General features: G+C 69.2%; 19 protein-coding genes and 1 pseudogene. 6 read left to right on the forward strand and 14 right to left on the reverse strand.

The window, feature by feature from the left end:
* Window positions 1-39 precede the first annotated feature (39 nt).
* Entirely contained in the window at window positions 40-1,074 is a 1,035-nt protein-coding gene (locus CLV01_RS28460) for a Bug family tripartite tricarboxylate transporter substrate binding protein (protein ID WP_099732651.1), read from the forward strand.
* Between the two features lie 9 nt (window positions 1,075-1,083).
* Here the strand turns inward: CLV01_RS28460 and CLV01_RS28465 are convergent, their stop codons facing one another.
* The 5 genes from CLV01_RS28465 to CLV01_RS28485 all read right to left on the reverse strand — a co-directional run bounded on the left by CLV01_RS28465 (window position 1,084) and on the right by CLV01_RS28485 (window position 7,377).
* On the reverse strand, window positions 1,084-2,004 hold the full coding sequence (locus CLV01_RS28465) for a 2-hydroxyacid dehydrogenase (RefSeq protein ID WP_099732650.1): 921 nt from the start codon (window positions 2,002-2,004) through the stop codon (window positions 1,084-1,086).
* Window positions 2,005-2,074: 70 nt separating this feature from the next.
* On the reverse strand, window positions 2,075-4,093 hold the full coding sequence (locus CLV01_RS28470; RefSeq protein WP_099732649.1) for an acetyl/propionyl/methylcrotonyl-CoA carboxylase subunit alpha: 2,019 nt from the start codon (window positions 4,091-4,093) through the stop codon (window positions 2,075-2,077).
* A 51-nt stretch (window positions 4,094-4,144) separates the two neighbouring features.
* Window positions 4,145-4,894, reverse strand: a complete 750-nt coding sequence (locus tag CLV01_RS28475; protein WP_043820273.1) for a DUF4126 domain-containing protein — start codon at window positions 4,892-4,894, stop codon at window positions 4,145-4,147.
* Between the two features lie 55 nt (window positions 4,895-4,949).
* Entirely contained in the window at window positions 4,950-5,735 is a 786-nt protein-coding gene (locus CLV01_RS28480; protein ID WP_012207769.1) for an enoyl-CoA hydratase/isomerase family protein, read from the reverse strand.
* A gap of 34 nt (window positions 5,736-5,769) precedes the next feature.
* A complete protein-coding gene (locus CLV01_RS28485) occupies window positions 5,770-7,377 on the reverse strand; it encodes a carboxyl transferase domain-containing protein (protein WP_088165663.1) in 1,608 nt (535 codons plus the stop codon).
* Between the two features lie 92 nt (window positions 7,378-7,469).
* Here CLV01_RS28485 and CLV01_RS28490 point away from each other — a divergent pair, with 92 nt between their 5' ends.
* Complete coding sequence (locus CLV01_RS28490) at window positions 7,470-9,203, forward strand: Na+/H+ antiporter (protein WP_013800394.1); 1,734 nt, start codon at window positions 7,470-7,472, stop codon at window positions 9,201-9,203.
* Window positions 9,204-9,247: 44 nt separating this feature from the next.
* On the opposite strand, the pseudogene CLV01_RS28495 reads toward CLV01_RS28490, so the two are convergent.
* Window positions 9,248-10,965: pseudogene (locus tag CLV01_RS28495) on the reverse strand (AMP-binding protein).
* A gap of 136 nt (window positions 10,966-11,101) precedes the next feature.
* Here CLV01_RS28495 and CLV01_RS28500 point away from each other — a divergent pair.
* Both CLV01_RS28500 and CLV01_RS28505 read left to right on the forward strand, forming a co-directional pair.
* Entirely contained in the window at window positions 11,102-12,178 is a 1,077-nt protein-coding gene (locus CLV01_RS28500; protein WP_016450029.1) for an AraC family transcriptional regulator, read from the forward strand.
* A 75-nt stretch (window positions 12,179-12,253) separates the two neighbouring features.
* Window positions 12,254-12,919 carry a glutathione S-transferase family protein gene (locus tag CLV01_RS28505; protein ID WP_099732647.1) on the forward strand — a complete coding sequence of 222 codons (666 nt, stop codon included), beginning with the start codon at window positions 12,254-12,256 and terminating at the stop codon, window positions 12,917-12,919.
* Between the two features lie 13 nt (window positions 12,920-12,932).
* On the opposite strand, the gene CLV01_RS28510 is transcribed toward CLV01_RS28505, so the two are convergent.
* Both CLV01_RS28510 and CLV01_RS28515 read right to left on the reverse strand, forming a co-directional pair.
* A complete protein-coding gene (locus tag CLV01_RS28510) occupies window positions 12,933-13,625 on the reverse strand; it encodes an HAD family hydrolase (protein ID WP_099732646.1) in 693 nt (230 codons plus the stop codon).
* A 99-nt stretch (window positions 13,626-13,724) separates the two neighbouring features.
* On the reverse strand, window positions 13,725-14,777 hold the full coding sequence (locus tag CLV01_RS28515; RefSeq protein ID WP_012207776.1) for a hypothetical protein: 1,053 nt from the start codon (window positions 14,775-14,777) through the stop codon (window positions 13,725-13,727).
* Between the two features lie 186 nt (window positions 14,778-14,963).
* On the opposite strand from CLV01_RS28515, the gene CLV01_RS28520 reads away from it, so the two are divergent.
* Window positions 14,964-15,701, forward strand: a complete 738-nt coding sequence (locus CLV01_RS28520; protein WP_013800389.1) for a response regulator — start codon at window positions 14,964-14,966, stop codon at window positions 15,699-15,701.
* Here the strand turns inward: CLV01_RS28520 and CLV01_RS28525 are convergent.
* Together CLV01_RS28525 and CLV01_RS28530 are read right to left on the reverse strand one after the other, a co-directional pair.
* Window positions 15,671-17,530: a hybrid sensor histidine kinase/response regulator gene (locus CLV01_RS28525; protein ID WP_099732645.1), complete on the reverse strand. Its 1,860-nt coding sequence runs from the start codon at window positions 17,528-17,530 to the stop codon at window positions 15,671-15,673. The two genes, CLV01_RS28520 and CLV01_RS28525, sit on opposite strands and share 31 nt — an antisense overlap.
* Entirely contained in the window at window positions 17,514-17,927 is a 414-nt protein-coding gene (locus CLV01_RS28530) for a YchJ family protein (protein ID WP_099732644.1), read from the reverse strand. Before CLV01_RS28530 ends, CLV01_RS28525 begins: the two co-directional genes overlap by 17 nt.
* A 166-nt stretch (window positions 17,928-18,093) precedes the next feature.
* On the opposite strand from CLV01_RS28530, the gene CLV01_RS28535 reads away from it, so the two are divergent.
* The gene (locus CLV01_RS28535; RefSeq protein WP_063328559.1) at window positions 18,094-18,591 is read left to right on the forward strand and encodes a DUF421 domain-containing protein; all 498 of its coding nucleotides are present in this window, start codon (window positions 18,094-18,096) and stop codon (window positions 18,589-18,591) included.
* 21 nt (window positions 18,592-18,612) lie between these two features.
* Here the strand turns inward: CLV01_RS28535 and CLV01_RS28540 are convergent, their stop codons facing one another.
* The 4 genes from CLV01_RS28540 to CLV01_RS28555 form a co-directional block, all read right to left on the reverse strand.
* A complete protein-coding gene (locus CLV01_RS28540) occupies window positions 18,613-19,404 on the reverse strand; it encodes an alpha/beta fold hydrolase (protein ID WP_099732643.1) in 792 nt (263 codons plus the stop codon).
* 142 nt (window positions 19,405-19,546) lie between these two features.
* The gene (locus CLV01_RS28545; protein WP_012207782.1) at window positions 19,547-20,677 is read right to left on the reverse strand and encodes an acyl-CoA dehydrogenase family protein; all 1,131 of its coding nucleotides are present in this window, start codon (window positions 20,675-20,677) and stop codon (window positions 19,547-19,549) included.
* A 59-nt stretch (window positions 20,678-20,736) separates the two neighbouring features.
* Window positions 20,737-21,399, reverse strand: a complete 663-nt coding sequence (locus CLV01_RS28550) for an SDR family oxidoreductase (RefSeq protein ID WP_013800385.1) — start codon at window positions 21,397-21,399, stop codon at window positions 20,737-20,739.
* A gap of 28 nt (window positions 21,400-21,427) precedes the next feature.
* Entirely contained in the window at window positions 21,428-22,051 is a 624-nt protein-coding gene (locus tag CLV01_RS28555; RefSeq protein WP_034397418.1) for a pyridoxamine 5'-phosphate oxidase family protein, read from the reverse strand.
* Window positions 22,052-22,059: the final 8 nt, after the last annotated feature.

Below are 22,059 nucleotides of genomic sequence, written 5' to 3' on the forward strand. Positions count from 1 at the left end.
ACGGGCCTTCCATTCCAACCACAGGCAGGAGACACAACCATGCAACAGCCCACCCACGGCACGCGGCGTGACGCCATCGCCAAAATCAAGGCAGCCACCGCATTCAAGGCGCTTCCCCTGGCCTTCATGGCCCTGGGCCTGGCGGGCCAGGCCTCGGCCCAGACCCCATCGCCGGCGTTCCCCAGCAAGACCATCCGCTTCGTCGTGCCCTATCCGCCCGGCGGCCCCACCGACCTGATGGCACGCATGCTGCAGCCCGAGCTGCAGCAGCGCCTGGGCGTGACCGTCATCGTGGAGAACAAGAGCGGCGCGGGCGGCAACCTGGGCAGCGCCGAGGTGGCCCGCCAGGCACCGGCCGACGGCCACACCCTGCTGCTGGCCGCCAGCGGCCCCATGGCCGTGAATTCCTCGCTGTACAAGAGCATGCCCTTCAACCCGCTCAAGGACCTGGAGCCCGTGGTGCAGCTGTCGGCCTTCCCGCTGGTGCTGGAAGTGCATCCCTCGCTGGGCGTCAAGACCGTGGCCGAGCTGCTGGCCCTGGCCAAAACGGGCAAGACACTGAGCTTTGCCTCGGCCGGCAATGGCACGCCCCAGCACCTGGCGGGCGAGCTGTTCAACTCCATGGAGCAGGTCAAGCTGGGCCATGTCCCCTACCGGGGTGCAGGACCGGCACTCAACGACCTGATCGGCGGCCAGGTGGGCGTGATGTTCGACATCGTGGGCAGCTCGCTGCAGCACATCCAGGGCGGGCGCCTGATCCCGCTGGCCGTCACCTCGGCCGAGCGCACCAAGGTGCTGCCCGACGTGCCCACCATGGCCCAGGCCGGCGTGCCCGGCTACCAGATCACGGGCTGGCATGGCATTGCCGTGCGCGCGGGCACGCCGCCCGCCGCCATCGACAAACTCAATGCCACGGTCAACGCCATCTTCAAGGACCCGGCCTTTCGCACGCGCTGGGAGGCCATAGGCACGCCGGCCGTGGGCGGCACGGCCGCCGAATTCGGCGCCTTGATCAGGAGCGACTCCCAGCGCCTGGGCGCGCTGGTGCGCAGCACCGGCGTGACGCTGGACTGAGCGCGCCCGTCAGTAGCCGCGCCGCAGGTCCACGCGGCCGCTCACGGCCTCGCCCCGGCTCAGCGCCGCGACCTTGCCCACGATCTGCTCCACGCTGTCGCGCGCCAGGGTGCGCGCCGAGGTGTGGGGCGTGAGCGTGATACGCGGATGCCGCCAGAAGGCATGGCCGTCGGGCAGCGGCTCGGTGCGGAACACATCGAGCAACGCGCCGGACACATGGCCCCCGTCGATGGCGGCGATGAGGTCCTCGTCCGCCACATGGCCGCCGCGTCCCACGTTGATCACATAGGCGCCCGGCTGCAGCAGGGCCAGGCTGCGCGCGTCGATGATGCTGTCGGTCTCGGGTGTCAGCGGCAGCAGGTTGACGAGGATGCGGGTGGCACGCAGAAAGGCGTCGAAGTCCTGCGGGCCGCAGAAGCCACGCACGCCGTCGATGGCATGCGGCGTACGGCTCCATCCGTTGACGGGGAAATCGAACACCGTCAGCGCGCGCGCCACGCGCTCGCCCATGCGGCCCAGCCCCATGACGCCCACGGGGTAGTCGGCACGCCGGGGATTGGGCCGGTGCTGCCACAGGCCGGCGGCCATGTCGGCCTCGTAGCCGTCCAGGCCCCGGAAGAAGCGGATCACGGCCTGGCTGACGTATTCGGCCATCTGCACGGCCATGCCGGCGTCCTCCAGGCGGTAGACGGGCAGCCCGGCCGGCAGGCGCAGCGGCAGCAGCGCATCGACGCCGGCGCCGATGTTGAACACGGCCTTGAGGCCCGACTGCTCGTCGATGAAGCGCTGGGGTGGCGCCCAGACCAGGGCGTAGTCGGCCTGCGGCGCGCCCGGCGACCAGATGTCCACCTCGGCGCCCGGCAGGGCCGCGCGCAGTCCTTGCAGCCAGGCGTCGGGCCTGGTGTCTTCGCAGCAGAAAGTCACTCGCATAGGTGGACAAGCCTAACGGCCTGGCGACGCCCACGCGCGACTTTTGCGCAAAACTGTCTTGCCTGCGGGCTCAGCTTTCCAGGCGCAGCAGCTCGGAGCCTTCGGTCACCTGGTCACCGGGCGCGTACAGCAGCTCGGCCACCACGCCGTCGCCGGGCGCGGCGATGGTGTGCTCCATCTTCATGGCCTCCATCACGGCCAGCGGCTGGCCCTTGCTGACCTTGTCGCCGGCCTTGACGGCAAAGGAGACCACCTTGCCCGGCATGGGCGCCGTCAGGCGGCCGCCTTCGGACTGCACCTCGCCCGCATGGGCCAGCGGATCGGCCAGGCCCAGCACGGCCGCGCCCTGGGGAGCGAACACATGGCATTGCTCGCCCAGCACATGGACCTGGGCGCGCAGGCGCTGGCCCGCGAACTGCACGTCGAAGGCGCCGTCCCCGGCCTGTTGCCAGGACAGCAGGCCCTCGGCGAGGGACTCGCCCTCGCCCACGGCCAGTTGCAGCGCGCCGTCATGCAGGTAGCGCAGGCGCGCGGGCACGGCGGCCTCGCCCTGGCGGAAGTCCCAGCGCCGCTCGGCCACGCCGTGCGAGCGCCAGCCGTCGCGGCGGCTGAAGGGGTCGGCGGTTTCCTGCGCGCGCTCGGCCTGCAGCACCTGGGCCACGGCGGCGGCCACGGCCTGGGCCTGCGGCAGGCGCTGCTGGTGGAACAGATGCTGCTTCTCGCGCTCGATCAGCGCCGTGTCCAATTTGGCGGTTGCAAAGGCATCGCTGGCGATGACCAGGCGCAGGAACTGCACATTGGTGGCCAGGCCCACGATGCGTGTCTCGGCCAGGGCGGCATCGAGCCGCGCCAGCGCCTGTTCGCGCGTGTCGCCATGCACGATGAGCTTGGCGATCATGGAGTCGTAGAAGGGGCTGATGGCATCGCCCTCGCGCACGCCGTCGTCCACGCGCACGTCGCCGACATGGAAGCTGGCGCAGTCGGGCTTGCGGTAGACGTGCAGGGTGCCGGTGGCGGGCAGGAAGCCGTTGTCGGGGTTCTCTGCGCAGATGCGCGCTTCGATGGCGTGGCCGGTAATGCGCAGCTCGTCCTGGCGCTTGGGCAGGGGCAGGCCGCTGGCCACGCGCAGCTGCCAGTCCACCAGGTCCTCGCCCGTGATGGCCTCGGTCACCGGGTGCTCGACCTGCAGGCGGGTGTTCATTTCCATGAAGTAGAACTTCATGGCCTCGGGCTGGTCGTAGCCGCCGGGCTGCTCGACGATGAATTCCACCGTGCCCGCGCCCACGTAGTTCACGGCCTGGGCGGCGGCCACGGCGGCCTCGCCCATCTTCTGGCGCAGCGCAGGCGTCATGCCGGGGGCGGGGGACTCCTCCAGCACCTTCTGGTGGCGGCGCTGCACCGAGCAGTCGCGCTCGAACAGGTAGACGCAGTTGCCCTGGGTGTCGCCAAAGACCTGGATCTCGATGTGGCGCGGGCGCAGCACGTATTTCTCGACCAGCACGGCGTCGTCGCCGAAGCTGTTGATGGCCTCGCGCTGGCAGCTGGCCAGGGCGGCGGCGAAGTCCTCGCTGCGCTCGACCAGGCGCATGCCCTTGCCTCCGCCGCCCGCGCTGGCCTTGATCAGCACCGGGTAGCCGATGCGGTCGGCCTCGCGCTGCAGCAGCTGCGGGTCCTGGTCGGCCCCGTGGTAGCCGGGCACCAGGGGCACGCCGGCCTTTTCCATGAGCTGCTTGGAGGCTGCCTTCAGGCCCATGGCGCGGATGGCCGAGGGCGGCGGGCCGATGAAGACCAGGCCGGCATCGGCGCAGGCCTGGGCGAATTCCTCGTTCTCGCTGAGAAAGCCGTAGCCGGGGTGGATGGCCTGGGCGCCCGTGGCCTTGGCGGCCTCCAGGATGCGTTCCCAGCGCAGATAGCTGTCCTTGGGGGCGCTGCCGCCGATGTGCACGGCCTCGTCGCAGGCCTGCACATGCTTGGCGTGGGCATCGGCGTCCGAGTACACGGCCACGGTGCGCACGCCCATGCGGCGGGCGGAAGCCGCGACGCGGCAGGCGATTTCACCGCGGTTGGCGATCAGGATCTTCTTGAACATGCGTTATCTCCAGTGTTTTCTCTGCAGCCCCGGTCATTCGGCGACCGGTGGCTATGGTTTTTGATTCATCGCGGGAGACCCGCCCAACAGCGAGCGCAGGCGCTGCACCACGGCCTTGAGAAAGCGCCACAGCGCCCAGGTCAGCAGCCACAGGGCGATGACCACGACCAGCAGCACGGCGGCGAAGGCCAGCGGATGCGTGAGCGCCAGCCAGATCGCGCCCACCGAGGCACCGTCCTCCACCAGGCTCGCGCCCACGTTGGAAAACGGCTCGGGCGAAGTGTTGATGGCCGCGCGCGCCGTGCTCTTGGCCACCTGGCTGGACAGGGCCAGCGAGCCGCCCATCAGGGCCGCCATGGTGGCCATGGTCGCGCTGTCGGCGCCGAAGACGCCGGCCGCCAGCGCCGCGCCCGCCGGGATGCGGATCACGCTTTGCAGCAGGTCCCAGACCGAGTCCACGCCGGGGATCTTGTCGGCGAAGAACTCCACGAACAGCAGCGCGCCGCTGGCGAACAGCAGGGCCGGATGCTCCAGCACATGCAGCCCGCCCGGCAGCGCCACCCAGCCCAGCGCCCCCAGCAGCCCGGTCACGAAGACCACGGCGTAGAGCCTAAAGCCGCTGGCCCAGCCCAGTGCGGCGGCCAGCGCCAGCAGGCCGGCCATGTCCATGCCGCTGGTGGCCTGGCCCACGCGCTCGGCCACTTCGCCAGCCGCCTCGCTGACCGTGTGGTGCACGGCCGGGCCCGGGTACAGGCCCACGGACTGCAGCCACTGGACGAGGGAGTCGGTCAGGGTGCTCATGGTGTTGGCTCGGCGTTGCTCGGTGGTGGCGCGATGAATGGGCAGCCCGCGCGTGTCAGGCCAGCCAGGCCGGCTTGCGCTTTTGCAGGAAGGCCTGCACGCCCTCCTTGCCCTCGGCGCTGGCGCGGATGTCGGCGATGCCTTCGACGGTGGCGGCGATCAGCTGCTCGTTGATCTCGCGCTCGGCCACGTCGATCACCAGGCGCTTGCAGGCGCGGGCGGCGGCGGGACCGGCGCTGACCAGGTGCTTGAGCAGGCCGTCCACGGCGTTGTCCAGCTCGTCTGCCGCCACCACGCGGTGCACGAAGCCGATGCGCAGCGCCTCGGCCGCGTCGAAGCGTTCACCGGTCAGGAAGTAGCGGTGGGCGGCGCGCGCGCCCATGGCGCGGATCACGTAGGGGCTGATGGTGGCGGGGATCAGGCCGATCTTCACCTCGGACAGGCAAAAGCCCGCGCCCTCGGCGGCCACGGCCATGTCGCAGGCAGCGACCAGGCCCATGCCGCCCGCATAGACATCGCCCTGCACGCGCGCGATGGTGGGCTGCGGGCATTCGTAGATCACGCGCAGCATTTCGGCCAGCAGGCCGGCGTCCTCGCGGTTCTCGTCGCGCGAGTAGTCGGCCATGCGGCGCATCCAGTTGAGGTTGGCGCCTGCGCAAAAGGCCGGGCCCTCGGCGGCCAGCACCACGGCGCGCACGTCGCTGCGCTTGCCCACGGAGTGGAAGGCCTGGGTGATGTCGGCAATGACCTCGTCGCTGAAGGCATTGCGCACTTCGGGCTGGGTCAGCGTGATGGTGGCCAGGGGGCCCTGGAATTCGAGGGTCAGTGCGGTGGTTTTCATGAAGTACCTCGCTGCAAGGAAAGAGGGGCCGCCGTCACATGCGGAACACGCCGAAGCGCGTGTCCTCTATGGGAGCGTTGCGCGTGGCCGCCAGGCCCAGCGCCAGCACGCGGCGCGTGTCGGCGGGGTCGATAACGCCATCGTCCCACAGGCGCGCCGTCGCGTAATAGGGGTGGCCCTGATCCTCGTACTGCTGGCGGATGGGGGCCTTGAAGGCCTCTTCCTCCTCGGCCGTCCACTGGCCGCCCTTGGCCTCGATGCCGTCGCGCTTGACGGTGGCCAGCACGCTGGCCGCCTGCTCGCCGCCCATGACCGAGATGCGCGCGTTGGGCCACATCCACAGGAAGCGCGGCGAATAGGCGCGGCCGCACATGCCGTAGTTGCCCGCGCCGAAGGAGCCGCCGATGATGATGGTGAACTTCGGCACGGCCGCCGTGGCCACGGCCGTGACCAGCTTGGCGCCGTGGCGGGCAATGCCTTCGTTCTCGTACTTGCGGCCCACCATGAAGCCCGTGATGTTCTGCAGGAAGACCAGCGGGATCTTGCGCTGGCAGCACAGCTCGATGAAGTGCGCGCCCTTGACCGCCGATTCGCTGAACAGGATGCCGTTGTTGGCGATGATGCCCACCTGCATGCCCTCGATGCGCGCAAAGCCGCAGACCAGGGTGGCGCCGAAGCGGGCCTTGAACTCGTCGAAGCGGCTGCCGTCCACCACGCGGGCGATGATCTCGCGCACATCGAAGGGCTTGCGCGTGTCCACGGGGATCACGCCGTACAGCTCGCCGCCGTCGAACAGCGGCGCCTCGGGGGGCAGGTCGCCAGCCGCCGGCTGCTTGGCATGGTTGAGGTTGGCCACGGACTGGCGCGCCAGCGCCAGCGCGTGGGTGTCGTTGTGGGCCAGGTGGTCGGCCACGCCCGACAGGCGCGTGTGCACGTCGCCGCCGCCCAGGTCCTCGGCGCTGACCACCTCGCCCGTGGCGGCCTTCACCAGCGGCGGGCCGCCCAGGAAGATGGTGCCCTGGTTCTTGACGATGATGGACTCGTCGCTCATGGCCGGCACATAGGCGCCGCCGGCCGTGCACGAGCCCATGACCACGGCGATCTGGGCAATGCCCTCGGCGCTCATGTTGGCCTGGTTGAAGAAGATGCGGCCGAAGTGCTCGCGGTCGGGAAACACATCGTCCTGGTTGGGCAGGTTGGCGCCGCCCGAGTCCACCAGGTAGATGCAGGGCAGGCGGTTCTGCGCGGCGATCTCCTGGGCGCGCAGGTGCTTCTTCACCGTCATCGGGTAGTAGGTGCCGCCCTTCACCGTGGCGTCGTTGCACACGATCATGCAGTCCACGCCGCTGACGCGGCCGATGCCGGCGATCAGGCCCGCGCCGGGTGCATCGTTGCGGTACATGTTGAGCGCGGCCAGCGGGGCGATCTCCAGAAATGGCGTGCCGGGGTCCAGCAGCATGGCCACGCGGTCGCGCGGCAGCAGCTTGCCGCGCGCCACGTGCTTGGCGCGCGCGGCCTCGCCGCCGCCCTCGGCGACCTTGGCCACCTGGGCCTGCAGGTCTTCGACCACGGCGCGCATGGCGGCGGCATTGGCCAGGAAGTCCGCCGAACGCGGATTGAGTTGGGTGCCCAGAATGCTCATGTGTGGCCTCTTCTTGTGTTTGCCCGATGCGGGCGCTTGGTTTTTTCGAATGTGCTGCAAAGAACGGCGGCCCGGGCTGGGGAAAATGCCGTATGCACACCGTTGAAATCGTCTTGCTCGTTTTGCTGCTGGGGGCACTGACCGGCATTGCCGCGCGCTATGTGCGCGCCATCCCGCTGCCGCTGATACAGATCGCCCTGGGAGCGCTGATCGCCTGGCCGCAAAAGGGCCTGCACATCGCCTTCGATCCCGAGCTGTTCCTGCTGCTGTTCATCCCGCCGCTGCTGTTTGCCGACGGATGGCGCATTCCCAAGCGCGAGTTCTTCTCGCTGTACCGCCCCATCCTGCGCCTGGCGCTGGGCCTGGTGCTGTTCACGGTGGTGGGGCTGGGCTGGCTGATCCACTGGCTGGTGCCCGGCATGCCACTGACCGTGGCCTTTGCGCTGGCCGCCGTGGTCTCGCCCACCGATGCCGTGGCCGTCTCGGCCATCACGCGCAACCTGGGCATGCCCGAGAAGACCATGCACATCCTCGAAGGCGAGTCCCTGCTCAACGATGCCTCGGGCCTGGTGGCGCTGAAGTTCGCCATTGCCGCCACGCTGACCGGCCTGTTCTCGTGGACCGAGGTGGCCAAGGAATTCATGTGGATGGCCCTGGGCGGCCTGGGCGTGGGCACGCTGATCGGCTGGGGCTTTTCCTATGCACGCAGCACCATCACGCGCCGCCTGGGCGACGTGGCGGCCACGCAGATGGTGCTGCTGCTGATCCTGCTGCCCTTCGCCGCCTACATCGTGGGCGAAAAGATCGGCGTGTCGGGCATCCTGTCGGCCGTGGCCGCGGGCATTGCCACCAACTTCGCCGACCTGGAGCGCAGCAGCTACATCAGCGAGCGGCTGCAGACCGAGGGCACCTGGAGCATGGTGGAAGCCTCGTTCAACGGCGCCATCTTCCTGCTGCTGGGCCTGCAGCTGCCCTCCATCATCGGCGTGACGCTGCACGATGCGGGCAGCGAATGGTGGGTGCTGGTGGGCTATGTGGTGATCATCTCCAGCGCGCTGCTGCTGATGCGCTGGATCTGGCTGACCCTGGGCGTGCAGCGCAGCCTGGCTCGCGCCCACTTCCAGGGAAAGATGGCAGAGCGCCCTTCCCACCTGCTGAACCTGGCCACCACCATGGCTGGCATACGCGGCGCCGTGACGCTGGCCGGCGCGCTGTCCGTGCCCATGCTGCTGAACAACGGCCAGCCCTTTCCGGGCCGCGAGATGCTGATCTTCCTGGCCACCGGCACCATCTTGTTCACCCTGGTGCTGGGCAGCATCGCCCTGCCGCTGATCCTGCGCCGCATGCCCCAGCCCGGCGAATCGCCCACGGTGCGCGAGGAACGCCTGGCGCGCGTGGCCGCCTGCCAGTCCGCCATTGGCGGGCTGACGCTGAGCGAGGAAGAGATCCAGGGCCACACGCCCGAATGGGTGGCCATGCACCAGGAGGTCATGGGCCACTTGACGCAGGAGTACCGCAACCGCGTCCAGCTGCTGGACGACGGCAGCGGCACGGCCTCCAGCATCGAGATCCAGCGCGAGGCGCCCGAAGTCGTGCGCCAGCGCAAGCTGCGCTACCTGCTGGAGATCGAGCTGCGGCTGCGCTGCATCCACCAGGAGCGCGACGCGCTCTACGCCGAGCGCCAGGCCCACCGCATCAACGACGAGTCTCTGCGCCGCCTGGTCAGCGAGCTGGACATGCAGGAGATCTCGCTGCGCAAGCGCTTGGTCGTGGCGCGCCGCGCTGCAGCCTCGGCCGTGGCCGCGCCCGAGGGCGGCACGCACTAGGCGGCACGCGGTGGACAGCTGGCGGCAGTGCATGAAAGCAGCCCTCAGGCGGTCCTGGCCGGGCGCAGATCCAGCATGGCGATCATCTCGTCGCGGATCTTGAATTTCTGGATCTTGCCGGTCACCGTCATCGGGAAGGCCTCGACGAAGCGGATGTAGCGCGGCACCTTGTAGTGGGCTATCTGGCCCTTGCAGAAGTCGCGCACGCCGTCTTCGGTCAGCGTCTGGCCGGGCTTGACGATGATCCAGGCGCACAGCTCCTCGCCGTAGCGCACATCGGGCACGCCGACCACCTGCACGTCCTGCACCTGGGGATGGCGGTAGAGGAATTCCTCGATCTCGCGCGGGTAGATGTTCTCGCCGCCGCGGATCACCATGTCCTTGATGCGGCCGACGATGTTCACGTAGCCCTGCTCATCCATGGTGGCCAGGTCGCCCGTGTGCATCCAGGCCTCGTCGTCGATGGCCTCGCGCGTGCGGGCCTCGTCCCCCAGTAGCCATGCATGACCGAGTAGCCGCGCGTGCACAGCTCGCCCGAGACGCCGGGCGCCACGACCTCGCCCGTGGCCGGGTCGACGATCTTCACCTCCAGGTGCGGCTGCACCTTGCCCACGGTGGACACGCGGCGCTCCAGCGGCGTGTCGGCATCGCTCTGGCAGCTGACGGGGCTGGTCTCGGTCATGCCGTAGGCGATGGTGATCTCGGACAGGTGCATGTCGCTGACCACGCGCTTCATCACCTCGATGGGGCAGGGCGAGCCGGCCATGATGCCGGTGCGCAGCGTGCTCAGGTCGAACTCCTTGAAGCGCGGGTGGTCCAGCTCGGCGATGAACATCGTGGGCACGCCGTGCAGGCCCGTGCAGCGCTCGGCCTGCACGGTCTCCAGCACCAGCAGCGGATCGAATCCGTCATTCGGGTAGACGATGGCCGAGCCATGCGTGAAGCAGGCCAGATTGCCCAGCACCATGCCGAAGCAGTGGTACAGCGGCACGGGAATGCACAGCCGGTCCTCGGGCGTCAGCCGCATGCACTCGCCGATGAAAAAGCCGTTGTTCAGGATGTTGCGGTGGGTCAGCGTGGCGCCCTTGGGAAAGCCCGTCGTGCCACTGGTGAACTGGATGTTGATGGGATCGGTGTTCTTGAGCGTGGCGGCCACGGCGTCGATGCGCGCATCCTGCGCATCACCGCGCGCCAGCAGGCTGGAAAAGCGCAGCATGCCGGGCTGCTCTTCGCCCTGGCCTGCGACGTCGATCCAGACCACGCTGCGCAGCTGGGGCAGGCGCGCGCAATGCAGGCGGCCGGGCTCGGCCGTGGCCAGCTCGGGTGCCAGTTCGCGCAGCATGCCCAGGTAGTCGCTGGTCTTGAACTGCGCCATGGTCACCAGCGCCTTGCAGCCGACCTTGTTGAGCGCGTACTCGACCTCGGAGGTGCGGTAGGCCGGGTTGATGTTCACCAGCACCAGGCCGACCTGGGCCGTGGCCAGCTGCATCAGCACCCATTCGGCGTTGTTGTGCGACCAGATGCCGACGCGGTCGCCCTTGTCCAGCCCCAGGCCCAGCAGCGCGCTGGCCAGGCGGCGCGCCTCGCTGTGCAGGCCGGCATAGCTGTAGCGCAGGCCCTGGTGGCGGCTGACCAGGGCCTCGCGATCGGGCTGGCGGGCCGCCATGTCGGCAAAGAAGTCGCCGATGGTCTGCTCGATCAGCGGCACATCGGTGCGGCCTTGGGCATGGCTGGAAGCGAGCGGGGCGTTCTGGGCGGGCATGCGTTGTCTCCTGTGTCGTCGGCGGCGCCTGGGACGGGCAAATGCAGTGGCCTGCCCCGTCACGGCAGCTATTGCGTGGCAGCATAAGGGCCAACCCCGAGCAGAACAGGCCACGAAGGTTGCAATAATTGCCAGCATGTTCACCCCCTCGCTGGTCAAGACCCCCCTGCCCCAGGCGGCCGCCACCATGGCCTCCGCACACCCTGCAGTCACACCCATGGCCTTTGTGCAGGCCATTATGCTGGCCTACGAACGCCGGGGCATCAGCGCCCTATCCGCCCTGGAGAAGGCACAAATCGCGCCAGACTCCGTCAAAGAGCGCAACGAGTGCATTACGGCGCTGCAGATGGAGGCACTGTCCGATGCCGCCATGCGCGAACTCGACGACGAGGCCCTGGGCTGGTTCTCCCGGCGCCTGCCCTGGGGCAGCTACGGCATGCTGGCACGCGCCAGCATGGGCAGCGAGCAGCTGGGCCTGGCGCTGGCGCGCTGGTGCCGCCACCATGGCCTGCTGGCCGACGACATCCGCCTCACGCTGACGCAGGAAGACGGCTTGGCCACGCTGGCCATCGAGGAGCTGTCCACGCTGGGCGCCATGCGCGAGTTCTGCCTGCTGTCGGTGCTGCGCAATATCCACGGCCTGGCCAGCTGGTTCATCGATGAGCCGCTGCCGCTGCGGCGCGCCTGCTTTCCCTTCGATCCCCCGCCGCATGCGGGCGTGTATGCGCTGCTGTTCCCGCCGGGCGAGGTGGAGTTTGGCGCAGCCCGGGCCTGCCTCCAGTTCGACGCGCGTTTTCTGGATATGCCGCTGACGCGCGACGAGCCTGCGCTGCAGCGCATGCTGCAGCGCGCCCTGCCGCTGCAGGTGCGCCCCTACCGGCGCGAGCGCCAGCTGGTGCAGCGCGTGCGCCAGCTGCTGGCGGCCGACGCCGAATGCCTGCAGACGGCCGACACGCTGGCGCGCCAGCTGCACCTGTCCCAGCGCAGCCTGCATCGCCAGCTCAAGGAAGAAGGCGCCTCGCTGCAGGCGCTCAAGGACGAGGTGCGGCGCGAGCGTGCCGTGGCCCTGCTGCTGCGCACCAGCCGGCCCATCAAGCGCATCGCCCAGTCCTGCGGCTTTCTCAACGACAAGAGCTTCATCCGCGCCTTCCGGCTGTGGACGGGGCTGTCGCCTTCCGAATTCCGCAAGAGCGCGCGAGCCCGGCCCGAGTGAGGGCCGCGCGCATCCTGGCGCGATTTGCATCCTGCGCGACAGCCGCCGTCCGCGCATCTGGCCTAGGCTTTGCGCATGCACCATCTCCACCACTGCGTCAGCGCGCGCTCCTTCCGCGCGCTGTGGATGCTCGAAGAACTGCAGCTTCCCTACACGCTGCACATGCTGCCGTTTCCGCCGCGCGCGCTGCAGCGCAGCTACCTGGAGCTCAACCCGCTGGGCACGGTGCCGCTGCTGCGCCACGGCGAGGCCAGGCTGACCGAGTCAGCCGCCATCTGCGAATACCTGGCCGCCCTGCACCCCGGGGCGGGCCTGTCCGTGCAGCCGCAGGAGGCGGGCTTTGCGGCCTACCTCAACTGGCTGCACATGAGCGATGCCACGCTGACCTTCCCGCAGACCCTGGTGCTGCGCTATGCGCACTTCGAGCCGGCCGAACGGCGCCAGCCCCAGGTGGCCCAGGACTACCAGCGCTGGTTCCTCGCGCGGCTGCGCGCCGTGGAGCATGCCGTGGAACAGCGCGACTGGCTCACGGCAGACCGCTTCACCGCTGCCGACGTGGCCGTGGGCTATGCGCTGATGCTGTCGGCGCACCTGGAGATGGAGCCGCAATGGGGGCCTGCCACCCAGGCCTACTGGCAGCGCCTGCAGCAGCGGCCCGCCTTCCAGCGGGCGCTGCAGGCCGAGCAGCAGGCCGCGCGTGCGCAGGCCGTGGACGAGACGCCTTCGCCGCGGCTGCGCTAGGGCCGGCTCAGGCTCAAGCGCTGGCGCTGGCCTGCCCGATGGCGCGCAGCATGGCAGGCAGCTCGCCCATGTCGCCGAACACGCAGCTGGCGCCGGCTTCGAGCAGTTGCTCGGCCGATGCGTGGCCCTGGTCGGCCGGGAAGTAGCCCCAGACCGTGGCGCCTGCGGCCACGCCGGCGGTGACGCCGGTCACCGTGTCCTCGATGACCAGGCAGCGCGCCGGCTCCACGCCCAGGGCGGCGGCGGCGGCCAGGTACACATCGGGAAAGGGCTTGCTGCGCGGCAGCTCATGGCCGCTGAAGACGCGGCCCTCGAAATACGGGGCCATGCCGACCTGGGCCAGCTGCATCTCCACCTTGGCGCGGTCCGCGCCCGAGGCGCAGGCGATGCGGCCAGCGCACAGCACATGGGATTCGCTGACGGCGGACAGCGCGCCGTCAATGGCCACCAGCTCGGCGCGCAGCGCGGCGTTGCGGCGCTCGTAGAAAGCGGCCATCCATGCGTCGGTCAGCGGCTTGCCGGTGCGCGCCTCGATCAGCGCGGCCTGGCTGCGCACGGTCTTGCCGATGAATTCGCGCAGGCATTCCTCGGTGCTGATGGGCCAGCCCGATTCATTGAGCATGGTGCACAGCACGCGGTTGGTGATGGATTCACTGTCGACGAGCACGCCGTCACAGTCGAAGAGCACGGCCTCGAAAGCAGTCATGGATGGATTCTCGAAACAAACTGAGCAAGGGCGCCCTGGGGCGCCCTTGCTGCGGAAAATGGCCGGATTATGCGCCGGCCGCGCATGCCTGTGCCCTGCTCAGGGGAAGGATGCACCGGCCAGCGGATGGACCATGCGCTTGACGTTGCGCACCGAGATGGAATGGAACTGGCCATCGTCGGTGACCACATCGCCGAAGGCGAAAAAGCCTTCGGCCGCGTTGCGGTTGAACTGCTCCAGGCGCTGCGCAAGGCTGGCGTTGTTGGACACGGATTCGAGGCGGTACTCGATGGCTCCCTGCTGGTCGCCGCTCTTTTCGTACAGCTGCACGCCTTCGGTATTGCCGCGCAGCACCAGGGCGCCGCGCAGCAGGTGGCCCTTGGCACCCATCTCGTCCAGGCGCTGCTTCAGCGCCGTGCCGTTGGCCATGCCGAAGGGCGCGGCCAGGGCGAACACCGCGTACTCGAAGGCCGGCGCCTTGGAGTCCTTGACGTAGAGGTTGAACATCTCGTCGCCCGAGATCAGCGGGCCCGTGTAGCGGAAACCCCGGCCGCTCATCTCGGCCAGTTGCTGCGTGAAGCCGGACGTGTCCAGCGCACCCACGGCGGGGCGCGTCTCGTAGCTGTAGGTGGCGGCGGCGCTGCTGCTGCGCACATAGAGGTTGCGCAGGTCCTGCGTGCTGCTGGGGAACGCCATGCCCGACTTGTACAGGTAGCCCTGCGCACCCTGCGCATTGAGCTGGGCCACCAGGGCCGAGACGCCCGCCACGTCGGCCACCATGCGGTAGTCCAGGCGCGTGCCGGTGTGGGCCGTGTCGGTGACGTAGAAGTCACCGATGGGAACGGGGAAGGTCGTGCCGCCCGAGGCCAGGCTGTAGGTGAAGGCATAGCCTTGCGCCCCCAGCGTGTTCATGGCGGACAGGGCCGCGTCGAAGTTTTCGGCAGCCGTCTCCATGCGGTACTGGCCGGTCACCGGGGTCGTCGTGCCGCCGCCGGGGTTGCCGGGCGTGCCGGGGTTGCCGGGATTTCCGCCATTGCCGGGATCTCCGCCGCCCGGTTCTCCCAATCCACCACCACCGCCGCCGCCACAGGCGGCCAGGGTTCCCAGAAGCATCAATGCCGCACTGCGGCGCGTGAGCTGTACCATCTTCATGACTATCTCCCCTTCTCGTTGAATACGTGCCCGTTCCATGCGGAATCTCAGGGCATCGGCGGCGATTTTGGGGAGTTGGCCGACATCCGGTCACCCCCGGCCGGGGGGTAATCGTTACGATGTGCGCAAGGTGTATCCGGGCGCGCCCTGGCGCTCCAGCCCTTTCGACATGCCTTTGCGCGGACCATGCACAGCCATCCCCTCCTGACCGATTCCTCCTGTCTCCAATCGGGGCGCTATGCCCTGGTGATCGACGACCACCCGCTGACGGCCATGGGCGTGTCCGAGTTCCTGAAACAATTCGGCCTGTCCGAAGTCCATGCCGTGGCCGATGCGGGCGAAGGCCTGCAGTGCATGGCCGGCAGGGGATCGCCGCATCTGGCCATCGTGGATTTCTGGCTGGGTGCCAGCGCGGGCACGGACGTGGTGCGCGAAATCCGCACGCTGGCGCCCGCCTGCCGCGTGCTCATGACCAGCGGCGACACGCATGGCGCAATTGCCCTGAAGGCACGCGCGGCGGGGGCCCATGGCTTTGTGCTCAAGTCGCAGCCGCCGCAGGTGCTGCAGCAGGCCGTGGCGGCCCTGCTGCGCGGCGAGACCTGGTTCCCCGCTGCCCCGCTGGCGCCACAGGCGCCGGGCGGCGCCCATGCCATCCGCATGACGGCGGCCGAGCTGGGCCTCACCCCGCGCCAGGCCCAGGTGCTGGACCTCGTGCTGCGCGGCCTGCCCAATCCCAGCATTGCGCAGTTGCTGCACCTGTCGCCCCACACGGTCAAGGAGCATGTGGCCGGCGCCCTGCAGCGCCTGGGCGTGCACAGCCGCATCGACGCCATCACGCGCATGCAGGGCATTGCGCTGGAGCTGCCGCCCTCCGTGCCGCCGACCGATACGGTTCAGGCGCCGGCCACGGCCAGCCTGCGCTGAAGCAGGGCCAGCAGCGCCAGCGGGTCCACGGGCTTGCGCAGCAGCAGATAGCCCAGTTCCTGCGCCTCCTGCTCCAGCGCCGGTGACGGCTCGCCACTGAGCAGGGCGCCCGCCGCCTGCGGCGCTTGCGCCAGCACGTTCTGCAGCAGCGCAAAGCCGTTCTCGCCCTGGGCCAGATGGTGGTCGCACAGCACGAAATCGGGATGCTGTCCCGCCGCCAGCCAGTCGGCCACCTCGCGACCCGTGGCAGCCACATCCACCTGCAGCCCCCAATCGCGCAGCAGGCCGGCCAGGGCCCGCGCCACCTGCGCATCGTCATCGACCACCCAGCACCGGCCCTGGAGCAGGGGCGGCCGGGCCTGCGCCTGTGCCTGCGGTCCCTCGGACGATCCCTCGGACTGCGGCAAGGCCGCCTGCACATTCAGGCTGGACGGCAATTGCAGCCAGAAGCAGGACCCCCGCCCCGGCGTGGACAGCAGGCCGTGCTCCACGCCCATGCGCCGCGCGGCTGCGGCCACGACGGCCAGGCCCAGGCCCTGGCTGCTCACGCCGGGCAGGTGGTCGGCCGCAGGCTGAGCCGCGCGCCGGGCCGCCTGGCCTGAGCGCGCGCGAAAGTGCGGTGCAAAGACATGGGGCCGGTCTTCGGCCGCAATGCCCAGGCCCGTGTCCCAGACCTCGATGCGCCAGCCCCCGCCGTGCACGCGGGCGGCCAGCAGCACCCCGCCGCGCTGGGTGTAGCGCAGGGCGTTGTGCAGCAGGTTGAACACCATCTGGCGCAGCAGGGCCTCATCGGCACGCACCAGGCTATCCATGCCGCGCGCCACGCGCCAGCGCAGCACCAGCCCGCGCTGGCGCGCCTCGGCCGCGAACAGGCGCGTGGCATCGCCCAGCAGAATGCGCAGGTCCATCACCTGGGCGCGCAGCTCCCAGGTGCCGTTCTCCAGCCGCGACAGGTCCAGCAGGTCGTTGCACATGGTGCCCAGCGACTGGGCACAGGCCTGGGCATCGTCAAGCACGCCTGCCAGTTCGCCGTCGGCATTGCGCTGGCGGGCGGTTTCCACCAGCAGGCCCAGGGCATGCAGCGGTTGGCGCAGGTCATGGCTGGCGGCCGACAGGAAGCGGCTCTTGGCCTCCAGCGCCTGTTCGGCCTGCTCCTTGGCGGCCAGGTAGCGCTCGGCCAGCAGTTGGCGGTCACGCTCCTGCGCCCATTGCTGCAGCATGAGCTGGCGCGCCCCCCAGGCATGGCGCGCGATGGTGGCGCCATACAGCATGAGCAGCGGCAGCAGGTACAGGCCCCTGTTCGTGAAGTACCAGACCACGGCCAGCAGCATGGCGCCGTACAGCACGCCGAAGAAGCGCTTGAACACGGCAGCCGCCGGCGCCAGAAAGGTGGCGGCCGAGGCCACGACGCCGCACAGCACCAGGTAGATGAAAAGCCGGAATTCATGGCCGCTGCCATGGGTCAGCGGTATCGCCAGCGCCCAGGAACCGGCGTTGAGCAGGGCCATGCGGCCCATCACGCGCTCCCAGCGCTGCAGCCGCGCTGGCAGCTCGGCCGATGGCACGGCAGCACCCAGGTCCCGACGCAACTGGCGTCGCAACCCGACAAAGACGCAGGCCATGAACGCCATGCCCAGCCACCACAGCAGCAGCGGCACCTGGAAGGCGCCCGTTTCGTGCCGCTGCAACCAGACCACGATGCCGGGGATGATGAGGGCCGCCGCCTCGGACGAGCCCCGCGATGCGATGGACAGCAGCAGCCGCTGGCGCTGCTGCAGTTTCCACAGCGGCTCGGCAGGGCCGCCGCCGTGTTCAGAACTGGTCGCCATCCACGTAGAGCCAGCGCCCGGCTTCGCGCACGAAACGGCTGCGCTCATGCAGGCGCACGGCGCGGCCGCCCACGCGGTAGCGCGCGACGAATTCCACCTCGGCGCTGTCCTCGCCGGTGCTTCGGAAGTCCTTGACCGCTAGCCCCAGCCAGCGTGCCGAAGGCTCGAAGTCCAGCGTGGCGGGCCGCTGGCTGGCGTGCCAGGTGGCCAGCAGATAGGCGGTGTCCTCGCGCACGAAGGCGCTGTAGCGCGAGCGCATCAAGGCCTGGGCGTCGGGCGCAGGGCAGTCGTCGAAATGGTCCAGGTAGCGGCCGCAGCAGGCATCGAAGGCCAGGGGACGGCCCTTGGCATCGTGCTGGCCGCAGGGACAGGCCGGGAAAGTGGCGGCAGCGCTCATAGCGGCTGGCCCTGCGGAACTTGCAGAACTTGCGGAACTTGGGGGAGGACGGCGCGGGAGCAGGAATGCATGTCAGTCACGGCCGCCTTGCTGCGACCGGGTTCTTGATGGAGGACAGGCGGGCCATGATACTGACCGCGGGCCCTCGGGCCTGTAAGGAGAGCCCATGTTTTCAATGTCGGTCCCGTGGTGGGAGTTCGTGGTGCGCGGCGTGGCCGTCTACCTGTTTTTGCTGGTGTTCCTTCGGCTGACGGGGCGGCGCCAGACGGGGCAGTACGCGCCGTTCGACCTGGTGCTGCTGCTCATCCTGTCGAATGCGGTGCAGAACTCCATGAATGCCGGGGACAACTCGCTGATCGGTGGCATGGTCTCGGCCTCCACGCTGATCCTGTGCCATCTGCTGCTGTCCTGGCTGACCTTTCGCTTTCCCGCGCTGGAGCGGCTCATCGACGGCAAGGCCAAGGCCCTGATCAGGGACGGACACCTGAACAAAGACCTGATGCGCGAGGAACGCATCACGCGCGACGATATCGAGGCCGCGCTGCGTGCGGGCGGCTGCCTGCACCTCAGAGAGGTGGAGCGCGCCACGCTGGAGACCGACGGCAGCATCACCGTCGTCCTGCGCCGCCGCGACAGCGAGAACGAGGGCGATCCGCCGGTCTGACCCCCTGCCCGGCAGGCCCTGTCAGTCGAGCTGCTCCAGGAAGCGCTCGATGGCCAGGTTCACGGGCTGCGGATGCGTGAGGTTGGCCGCATGGCCGGCACCCGGCACCTCCACCCACTGCGCCCTGGGCAAGGCCTTGGCCATGGCGCGTGCACGGTCGGGCGCGATGGCGGTGTCGTCCGTGCCATGGATGACCAGGGCCGGCACATGGATGTCGGGCAGGCGCGGGCTGATGTCATCGCGCTGGGCCAGCGCCAGAAAGCTCTGCCCCAGGTTGATGGGCGTGGCCTTCTTCCATTTGGCACGCCAAGCGGCCGCGCCGCTCCAGCCCTGGCCCAGGATGGTGCGCTCCACCGTGGTCGCCATGTCGTCGCTGAGGCCATGCTCCATCCAGGCGCGCAGCAAGGCTTCGTGGTGGGGCATCTGCTCGGGGTCTTCCAGCATGGCCTGGGTGTCGATCAGCACCAGCGCGCGCACGATCTCGGGGTGGATGAGCGCGCAGCGCAGCGACAGGTAGCCGCCCTGCGACATGCCCACCAGCACCGCGCGCTCCACGCCCAGGTGCTCGAGCAGGGCGGCCAGGTCGTCGGCCGAGTCGTAGTAGTCGAAGGGTGCGCACTGCGCGGGGTCTGCCGTCTGGCCATGGCCGCGCTCGTCCCAGCTGATGCAGCGAAAGCGCCCCTGCAGTGCCTGGACCTGGGGAGCGAACATGGTGTGGTCCATGAGCAGCCCGTGCGAAAACACCAGGACCGGGCCTCTCCCGCCCGTGTCCTCGTAGTACAGGTTCTGGCCGTTGACGGAAGCGATGGGCATGTCGGGATCTCCTGCGAAGGTGGTCACAAACCTGCCGGAAACGGCTGCCCGCCTCTCTCGGGCACCGTGCCGGCGATGCTCCATGCTAAGCCCTGCGGGTGTCAGGGCCATCCGGCCCGACCCGCAGCGTGGGGGATTGACCTCAGGCCAGGGCGCGCTGGATGAGAATTTTCTGCACGTCGCTCGTTCCCTCGTAGATCTGGCAGACGCGCACGTCGCGGTAGATGCGTTCCACGGGGAAGTCGCTGACCACGCCATAGCCGCCCAGGGTCTGGATGGCGGCGCTGCACACGCGCTCGGCCATTTCGCTGGCGAACAGCTTGGCCATGGCCGCTTCCTTGAGGCAGGGCAGGCCGGCATCGCGCAGGCTGGCCGCATGCCAGATCAGCTGGCGCGCGGCCTCGATCTGCGTGGCGCAGTCGGCCAGACGAAAGCCCACGGCCTGGTGGTTGAAGATGGGCTGGCCGAAGCTCTCGCGCTCCTTGGAGTACTGCAGCGCGCAATCGAAGGCCGCACGCGCCATGCCCACGCTTTGCGCGGCAATGCCGATGCGCCCTCCTTCCAGCGCCGACAGCGCAATCCTGTAGCCCTCGCCCTCGGCGCCGATGAGGTTGGCGGCGGGGATGCGGCAGCCCTCGAACTGGATCTGGGCCGTGTCCGAACTGTGCTGGCCCAGCTTGTCCTCCAGCCGCAGCACCTGGTAGCCGGGTGCGGAGGTCGGAACGATGAAGGCGCTCATGCCGCGCTTGCCCGCCGCCTTGTCGGTGACGGCGATGACGATGGCCACGTCGCCGTTCTTGCCGCTGGTGATGAACTGCTTGACGCCGTTGATCACGTAGTCGCTGCCGTCGCGCGTGGCCGTGGTGCGCAGCGCCGAGGCGTCCGAGCCCACATGCGGCTCGGTCAGGCAGAAGGCGCCCAGCATCTCGCCGCGCGCCAGCGGCGCCAGCCATTGCTGCTTTTGCGCCTCGCTGCCGTAGCGCATGAGGATGGCGTTGACGGGGCAGTTGGTGACGCTGATCACCGTGCTGGTGCCGCCGTCGCCGGCTGCGATTTCCTCCAGCACCAGGGCCAGGCTCAGGTAGTCAAGGCCGGCGCCGCCGTACTCCTCGGGCACGCAGATGCCGTAGGCGCCCAGCGCCGCCAGGCCCTGGTGCACGTTCTTGGGAAAGTGGTGTTCCTTGTCCCAGCGTGCGGCATGGGGCGTGATTTCGGTGCGCACGAAGTCGCGCACCGCGTCACGGATCATTTCCTGGTCTGCGTTGAGCAGCATGTCTTGTCTCCTGATTCTTGTTTCGTTGTTCGTTGCGCTGGCCGGATCTGCCGTCGGATCTACCAGGCGATGCGCTGCCCGTCATGCCGCAGCATGCGGCCCCGGTCGGCCGGCGTGACGCCGGCCAGCGTGCGCACCAGGCCCTGCACGCTTTGCTCCACGGTGAAGGTGGCAGCCGCGCCACCCATGTCGGTCTGCACCCAGCCCGGGTCCAGCGCGACCACGGTGGCGCCCGGCCATTGCGGCTGGGCGCTGGCCACGACCATGTTGAGCGCAGCCTTGCTGACGCGGTAGAGCCAGGCGTCGGATTCGGCGTCGGCCAGCAGCGACATCTGGCTGGAGAACAGGCCGAACACGCCGCCCGCCGCCTCGACCAGCGGCGCCACCTGGGGCAGCACCTGCATGGCGCCCAGCACATTGGTGTGCATGACGCGGTCGAACTGCTCGCGCGTGGGCGGCGTGGCCGAGCTGTGGGCATCCCACACTCCGGCCACATACAGCGCCAACTCGATCTTCTCGCCGTCGAGCTGCCAGGCCAGGCCGCTGACGCTGGCCGGGTCGGCCACATCCACCAGCAGCACCTTGGCGCCCGTGGCCTCGACGCGCTCGCGGTCGGCCTCGCTGCGCACCGTGGCGACCACGCTGCGGCCCTGGGCCGCATAGGCCTCCACCAAGGCAAAACCAAGCCCGCGCGAGGCTCCCAACACCAGAGTGACTGCCATGTCTTTCGACCTTTCAAATGGAATGCGGTCAGCGGCCCTGCTCGTCCGCGATCTGCTTTTCGTAGCGCTCGACCATGGCCTCCTGCGTCTCGGTGGGCGCAGGCAGGCCGATCTGCTGATGGACCATCTGGTTCACCGAGGGCATGACGTTGCGCGACACCTGGGACTCTGGCTTCCAGAGCCGGGCGCGCATCAGGGCCTTGGCACAGTGCAGATAGGCCTCCTGCACCTGGATCTCCAGAACGATCTTGGGCCGGAAGCCTTCGCTGGCGAACAGCGCCGTGTAATGGGCCTCGTCGCGCAGCTTGGCCACGCCGTTGACGCGCAGGGTCTCGTCGAAACCCGGCACCATGAACAGCAGGCCGATGCGCGGATCGGCGATCAGGTTGCTGAAGCTGTCCAGGCGGTTGTTGCCGCCCGAATCGGGAATCAGCAGCGTCTGGTTATCGGGCGCCTTGATGAAGCCCGGCTTGCCGCCGCGCGGCGAGGCATCCATCATCGCGCCCGCCCCGCCCCCCGTGGCCACGATGCACAGCGGCGACAGCGCGATGAAGCGCAGGCAGTGCCGGTCCAGGTCCACCTGCTGCTTGAGCAAGGCCCTTTCGGCCGGCATGGCATACAGGCTGCGCAACTGTTCTTCGCTGGTAATCATGGTCGAGA

This window comes from Delftia sp. 60 (assembly GCF_002754395.1).
Lineage (GTDB): Bacteria > Pseudomonadota > Gammaproteobacteria > Burkholderiales > Burkholderiaceae_C > Comamonas > Comamonas acidovorans.